At 59.4% G+C, this 6,449-nt stretch carries 5 protein-coding genes and 2 rRNA genes; 6 read left to right on the top strand and 1 reads right to left on the bottom strand.

Annotated features, from left to right (window positions below):
• The 4 genes from rrf to ASR47_RS00220 form a co-directional block, all read left to right on the top strand.
• A 5S ribosomal RNA gene (gene rrf, locus ASR47_RS00235) occupies positions 1-105 on the top strand; the annotation flags it as partial.
• Between the two features lie 169 nt (positions 106-274).
• Positions 275-820 carry a hypothetical protein gene (locus tag ASR47_RS00230; protein ID WP_065305775.1) on the top strand — a complete coding sequence of 182 codons (546 nt, stop codon included), beginning with the start codon at positions 275-277 and terminating at the stop codon, positions 818-820.
• A 62-nt stretch (positions 821-882) separates the two neighbouring features.
• A complete protein-coding gene (locus tag ASR47_RS00225) occupies positions 883-2,361 on the top strand; it encodes a DUF2868 domain-containing protein (protein ID WP_065305774.1) in 1,479 nt (492 codons plus the stop codon).
• Positions 2,358-3,857 carry a DUF3482 domain-containing protein gene (locus tag ASR47_RS00220; RefSeq protein ID WP_065305773.1) on the top strand — a complete coding sequence of 500 codons (1,500 nt, stop codon included), beginning with the start codon at positions 2,358-2,360 and terminating at the stop codon, positions 3,855-3,857. The genes ASR47_RS00225 and ASR47_RS00220 overlap by 4 nt, the downstream gene beginning before the upstream one ends.
• A 3-nt stretch (positions 3,858-3,860) precedes the next feature.
• Here ASR47_RS00220 and ASR47_RS00215 read toward each other — a convergent pair whose 3' ends face one another.
• Positions 3,861-4,760 (bottom strand): LysR family transcriptional regulator, encoded by a 900-nt coding sequence (locus ASR47_RS00215; RefSeq protein ID WP_065305772.1) that lies wholly within the window; start codon positions 4,758-4,760, stop codon positions 3,861-3,863.
• 103 nt (positions 4,761-4,863) lie between these two features.
• Between ASR47_RS00215 and ASR47_RS00210 the strand changes: the two genes are divergently transcribed.
• Together ASR47_RS00210 and ASR47_RS00205 are read left to right on the top strand one after the other, a co-directional pair.
• The gene (locus ASR47_RS00210) at positions 4,864-5,943 is read left to right on the top strand and encodes a tartrate dehydrogenase (RefSeq protein WP_065305771.1); all 1,080 of its coding nucleotides are present in this window, start codon (positions 4,864-4,866) and stop codon (positions 5,941-5,943) included.
• A 397-nt stretch (positions 5,944-6,340) separates the two neighbouring features.
• Positions 6,341-6,449, top strand: a 16S ribosomal RNA gene (locus ASR47_RS00205); the annotation flags it as partial.

Here is a 6,449-nt window from a genome sequence, read left to right as displayed (position 1 = left end):
CCATAGCAAGTTGGTCCCACCCCTTCCCATCCCGAACAGGACCGTGAAACAACTTTGCGCCGATGATAGTGCTGCAACCAGTGTGAAAGTAGGTTATCGTCAGGCTTGTTATTCGCAGTAGAAGAAAGCCCCGTCAAGAAATTGATGGGGTTTTTTTTCGTCTGGCGAAAAGCGGTATTCGCTCCGTCATGTTTTCTTCATCTTCGCTCTGTACGATGGCTTCGTGGCTGCATCGCAGCCGATCTTATTCCATCCGATCCGGAGCCTATCTGCCATGCTGGCCAAGCTGAAACTCCTTAAAACACCTGCCGGTCCCGATACCGTCCTGATGATCTCGGGCGTGCTGATCGTCTGGCTTGCCCATGACGGCATGCTGTCCCGGCCTTCCACTACCGCCCTCGCTGATCCCGCGATGTTGTTCATCAACCTGCTGCTCGCTGCGGTCGTCATTCTCTCCGCCGCCTGGGATGTGCTGCGGCCGCTGGGATTGAGCGCGTCACGCCGCATCGCCTTGCATGTGCTGGCATGCTCGGCACTGTTTGTGCCGCTGCTGACCTGGATCGTATTTTTCTTGAATGATGTACAAGCTGGTGATGATTTCCCCTGGTGGCTGCTGGCCGCATGCCTGTTCTGGCTGCCTGCCCGGCGCCTTGCTGGCCTGGTGTTTGGGATCGTTTTGTTGTGCGGCCTGGGCATGGGTGCCTGGCAGCAGGGACTGGCCAACCCGTCATTTACCCCTGTTCTATGGTCGGCCTGGATCGCTTCCTATCTCGTCTATCTGCTGTATCGCGTGTTCAAACCGGAGGACGCGTTGGCCTGAAAGGCAAAAGTGCGTCACAATCCATCCTGTCGAGTTGTCGTTTTCTACAAAACAGGAGCAACATGAACGAGTTAATTGCGAGAGATGTAGTGCTGGTACGCGCTATTGAAACGGCGGATCAGCAAAAGGAAATCCTCAGCGAAGATGACCGCATGTATGCGAGCCGCAGCGCGCGCGAGCTGGCCCAGTGGCAAGCATCGGGCAAGCAGGCTGGTGTGACGGGCGATGATTTCCTGCAGCAGCGTTCCGAGCAGATACTGAAACGCCTGACCGAGCGCACACCGGCGTTTGCCGCATTCGCCAAGCGCCGCAATGGCATGAAGACCTTGTCGCTGACCCTGCCGATCCTGGCCTTGCTGCTGGGCGCAGGCCTCGATCGGATTACCGATCCGCACCGCGTGGATTTATTGTCCGCGCCGCTGCTGCTGATCATCGCCTGGAATTTGCTGGTCTATATCGGTCTGATTATCTGGCTGTTCATTCCATCCCATCCGCTGGGCTGGCCCAAGGCCAGCCTGGTGCGCCATCTGAGCGTGGGCAAACTGTCGATGCCGCGCAAACTGCCGCATGTGCTGGCGACCGGCTTGCTCAATTTTTCAGTGGAATGGGGCCATCTGAGCCGCAAGCTGACCTCCGCCCGCCTGGGCCGCACCATCCACCTGAGCGCGGCGCTGTTTGCCATCGGCGCTGTTGCTTCGCTGTACGCACGCGGCTTTCTGTCGCAATATGCGGCCGGCTGGGAAAGCACTTTCCTGAACGCCGGCCAGGTCCACAGCCTGCTGTCGACTTTATTTGCGCCGGCCATCGCCGTCTTCCCGCTGCAAGGCTTTTCGCTGGCCGAGATCGAAGCGCTGCGTTTCCCGCAAACCACGGCGGCCGAAGGCGGCGCGCGCTGGGTACATCTGTATGCGGCGACAATCTTCCTGCTGGTGGTCTTGCCACGTGCCATCCTTGCGGTGATCAGCAATCTGCGCGCCGTGCATCTGGCGAAGAACTTTCCGCTGGACCTCGATCAGCCATACTTCCGCAAACTCAATGACAGCATCGGCGTGTCGACCGGCGGCCTGCTGCGCGTATTGCCTTACAGCTTTACTGTCGATGAGGCGCGCCACAAGGGCCTGGGGCAGATCGCCGCCATGCTGTTTGGCGAACAGGGCCGCGTGATGCTGCGTCCGTCGACCTCATATGGCGAAGAACCAAAAGACGTGCTGCGCGACACCGACCTGAACGATGCACAAGTCAATATCACGGCGGCACTGTTCAATCTGACGGCGACGCCCGAGAAAGAAAATCACGGCGCCTTCTTGACTTACCTGGCGCAATCGTCGACGCGCGGTGTTGCCGTGCTGATCGATGAGTCCTCTTACCTGGAGCATGCGGGTGTGGTGCCGCAGAACGATACCCGCCGCGCGGAACGTGTGGCCTTGTGGCAGCAGTTCTGCCAGTTCCATCAGACCACGGCCACGGTGGTCAATTTGCTCAATCCCGCCCTGCACCCCCTTGATGCGGGAGTGGGGCTGAAACTATCGGCAACAGCATGAGTGTGAATGTGGAAAAGCAGATCAAGCCGATGCAGGGCGATGCGGTGCAAATCCAGTTTGCCCTGATTTCGCATACGAATAACGGCAAGACGACCCTGGCGCGCACCCTGGTGGGTGTCGATATCGGCGAAGTGCGCGATGCGGCGCACGTGACCGTGTTTGCCGAATCGCATACCTTGCTGGCCACGCCGGAGGGTGACGCCTTGCAACTATGGGATACGCCCGGCTTTGGCGACTCGGTACGGCTCTTGAAACGACTGGGCCAGGCCGGCAACCCCATCGGCTGGTTCCTGCGCGAAGTGATCGATCGCTACCGCGACCGTCCGTTCTGGCTCAGCCAGCAGGCACTGCGCACGGCGCGGGATGCGGCCGACGTGGTGTTGTACCTGGTCAATTCGTCCGAGCATCCGAAAGACGCTGGTTATCTGCCGGCGGAAATGAAAATCCTCGAATGGCTGGGCAAACCCGTGGTGGTGCTGCTGAACCAGATGGGGCCGCCGCGCGCCGGCAATGCCGAGCAGACTGAACAGACACGCTGGCGTGAGCATCTGCAGCAATACCCGATTGTGCGCGAGGTCCTGGCGCTCGATGCCTTCGCCCGCTGCTGGGTGCATGAGCGCGTCTTTTATGAAGCGGTTGGCAAGCTGCTGCCTGCTGCGCAGCAAGCCGGCTATGCGCGGCTGTTTGCCACCTGGCAGGCACACAATACCGCCCGGTTCCAGCAGGCGATGCAGCTGCTGTCGTCGCAGTTGGCGGTGGCGGCGCAGGACAGCGAGGCGCTCGATACGGCGTCCAAAGGTTTATTCAGATCGGCCTTGCAGGTCGTGGGCATCGGCAAGAATGAAGAACAGCAACGCCAGGAGCGCGCGATGGCGGCGCTGGTGGCGCGGCTCAACATCCATAGCGGCGAGACCACGCGCGAACTGCTGATCCTGCACAAGCTCGACCCGACCGATGCGCACAAGATCAATACCCGCGTGCGCGACAACTTCGCCGTGCGCGCACCGATCGACAAGGCGCAGGCCGGTTTGCTGGGCGCGATGGTGTCCGGCGCGGCGACGGGCTTGTCGGCCGACCTGCTTTCTGGCGGCCTGAGCATGGGTGCGGGCGCCCTGCTCGGTGGCGTGGTGGGCGCACTGACATTTGCCGGCGCCGCCTGGGGTTTCAATTCCGGCACCGACCGCAACCATCCGACCATGCAATTTACCGACGCCTTCTTGCGCACCCTGGTGGTGGCCGGCATCTTGCGTTACCTTGCAGTGGCGCATTTTGGCCGTGGCCGCGGCAACTTTGTCGAAAGCGAAGCGCCGGCCTTCTGGCAGGACGAAGTCGAGCAGGCGGTGGCGCGCCATGAGCCTGCCTTGCTGGAAGCGTGGAAAGAGCTGCGCCGTGAAAAGTCGCCCGAACAAGCGGCCCTGCGCCTGGTGCCAACCATCACGGCAATTGCCGGCGACACGCTGGCCAGGCTATACCCGGATGTGCCGCGCCTGGTGTGAGACTCAGGTTTTTGCCTGCAGCGATTGCTGCAGGAATTGCACGCAGACCCTGACCTTGGCCGAGTTCGACAGCCGTGAGGTGGTCACCGCCCACACATCGGCTTCCTGGCGGTAATCGGGCAGCACCCGTATCAAGCGGCCTTGCACCAGGCTGTGCTCGACATCCCAGGCCGAGCGCAAGATGATGCCGTGACCGTCGAGCGCCCATTGATGGACCAGCTCGCCATTATTGGCGGACAGCTGCCCATCGACCTTGATGGTTTCCATGCCTTGCGGACCGAGCAGTTTCCAGCGCCGTCCATCCTGGTCGCGTTCGCGAATCACGATGCATTGATGTTGACGCAGCTCGTCCAGGGTGGCTGGCACGCCGTGCTGCGCCAGGTAGGCAGGCGCCGCGCACAGCACACGAATATTGCTGGCAATGCGGTGGGCGATCAGGTTCGGTTCATGCACCACGCCCACGCGGATATCGAGATCAAAACCTTCGCCCAATAAATCGACAGGGCGGTCGAGCAACTCCAGCTCCACCTTCAGTTCCGGATACTGGCGCGCCAGTTGCGACAGGGCCGGGCCCAGTCGGTTGCGGCCAAAGCCCGAACTCGAGCAGATCCGCAACATGCCTTGCGGCTGCAATTTCGACTGCGCCACCGCCTCGCTCATCTGCTCTACATCGTCGAGTATGCGTTGTGCCCACTGCCGCACGATTTCGCCATGGTCGGTGACGCTGACCCGGCGCGTGGTCCGGTGCAGCAATTTTGCCTGCAAGGCCATTTCCAGCAGGCCGATGCGCTTGCTGACGACCGCCTTCGATATACCGAGTTCCAGTGCGGTGGCGGCAAAGCTGGCTTTCTGCGCGACCAGGCAAAACAGGCGCAAGTCTTCCAGCAACGGTGTGTTTTTCATCGATTGTCCACGTTACATGGCTACTTGGGTTGTGAATGTGCTGATTGTATTCTGTTGTGGCGCTAGTATCATCATCGCACCGTATCCCACACAGGAAGAGATCATGGCCACTCATAGAATCGCAGTCATCGCCGGCGACGGCATCGGTAACGAAGTCATGCCCGAGGGCTTGCGGGTGATGCAGGCGGCGGCGCGCCGCTTTAATATCGATTTGCAGTTCACCACCATGGAATGGGCCAATTGCGACTACTACCTGGAACACGGCCAGATGATGCCGTCGGACTGGTACGCGCAGTTGAAGGATTTCGACGCCATCTATTTTGGCGCCGTTGGCTGGCCCGATAAAGTGCCGGACCATATTTCGCTGTGGGGATCGCTATTGAAATTTCGCCGCGAGTTCGACGAATACGTGAACTTGCGCCCCGTACGGCTGATGCCGGGCGTGCCCTGTCCGCTGGCGAACAAGAAGCCGGGCGATATCGACTTTTATGTGGTGCGTGAAAATACGGAAGGCGAGTATTCATCGGTGGGCGGGCGCATGTTCGAAGGGACCGAGCGCGAGACCGTGCTGCAGGAATCGGTATTCACGCGCAAGGGCGTCGACCGCATCCTGAAATATGCCTTCGAGCTGGCGCAAAGCCGCCCCAAGAAACACCTGACGTCGGCCACCAAATCGAACGGCATTGCCATCAGCATGCCGTACTGGGATGAGCGGGTGGAAACCATGGCGCCGCAATTTCCCGAGGTGCGCTGGGACAAATACCATATCGACATCCTGGCGGCGCGCTTTGTATTGAGTCCCGAGCGTTTTGACGTGGTGGTGGCGTCTAACCTGTTTGGCGATATCTTGTCCGACCTCGGTCCCGCGTGCACCGGCACCATCGCCATTGCACCGTCGGCCAATATCAATCCCGAGCGTACTTTCCCTTCCGTGTTCGAACCCGTGCACGGTTCCGCCCCCGATATCTATGGCCAGAATATCGCCAACCCGATCGGCATGATCTGGTCCGGCGCCATGATGCTGGATTTTTTGGGTAATGGTGACGCCAATTACACGGCCGCCCATGATGCGGTGCTGCGTGCCATCGAACAGGTGCTTGAACATGGTCCCCGCACGCCGGACATGGGTGGCAGCGCCAGTACGACGGAGATGGGCATGGCGGTGGCGGCATTGCTGAAATAAAGCTTGCCGCTGGCGTGGGGCAGGGCTATAATTCGCCCCCTCGCTGAACACAACATGCAAATGCAGTGTGAGGCGAGAGAAAAAGAAGGTTGACGAAATGCTGAATAAGCTTCATACTCTTCCTTCTTCGCAGCTGACAAACACAACGCTTTGTCGATAGCGCGAATCGCAGAAATGCAGCAGTACCGAATACCGTTCTTTAACAATTAACAGTCGATAAGTGTGGGCATTTGATGAAGTGCAGCGTCGATCTTCGGATCGACGTAAAACTTAAAATATCAAATGTTCACAAGAAATAATGAAATAGGATACTTCTTCGGAAGTAGCCTGTCAGTTTTTTGAGTGAGCGACCCGTCAGCAATGACGGTGCCTGTAACAGGGCAAAGTAACAGAGATTAAACTGAAGAGTTTGATCCTGGCTCAGATTGAACGCTGGCGGCATGCCTTACACATGCAAGTCGAACGGCAGCACGGAGCTTGCTCTGGTGGCGAGTGGCGAACGGGTG

Source organism: Janthinobacterium psychrotolerans, from assembly GCF_001677885.1.
In the GTDB taxonomy this organism is placed as follows: Bacteria; Pseudomonadota; Gammaproteobacteria; order Burkholderiales; family Burkholderiaceae_D; genus Janthinobacterium; species Janthinobacterium psychrotolerans.
The sequence above is the reverse complement of the archived record's forward strand: the minus strand, read 5'-3'. Positions and strand labels throughout refer to the sequence as shown.

What these genes read in the sequence shown, in the direction of transcription:
- ASR47_RS00230 (WP_065305775.1), top strand. Translation starts at nt 275, where the DNA reads ATGCTGGCCAAGCTGAAACTCCTTAAAACACCTGCCGGTCCCGATACC.
- ASR47_RS00225 (WP_065305774.1), top strand. Translation starts at nt 883, where the DNA reads ATGAACGAGTTAATTGCGAGAGATGTAGTGCTGGTACGCGCTATTGAA.
- ASR47_RS00220 (WP_065305773.1), top strand. Translation starts at nt 2,358, where the DNA reads ATGAGTGTGAATGTGGAAAAGCAGATCAAGCCGATGCAGGGCGATGCG.
- ASR47_RS00215 (WP_065305772.1), bottom strand. Translation starts at nt 4,760, where the DNA reads ATGAAAAACACACCGTTGCTGGAAGACTTGCGCCTGTTTTGCCTGGTC.
- ASR47_RS00210 (WP_065305771.1), top strand. Translation starts at nt 4,864, where the DNA reads ATGGCCACTCATAGAATCGCAGTCATCGCCGGCGACGGCATCGGTAAC.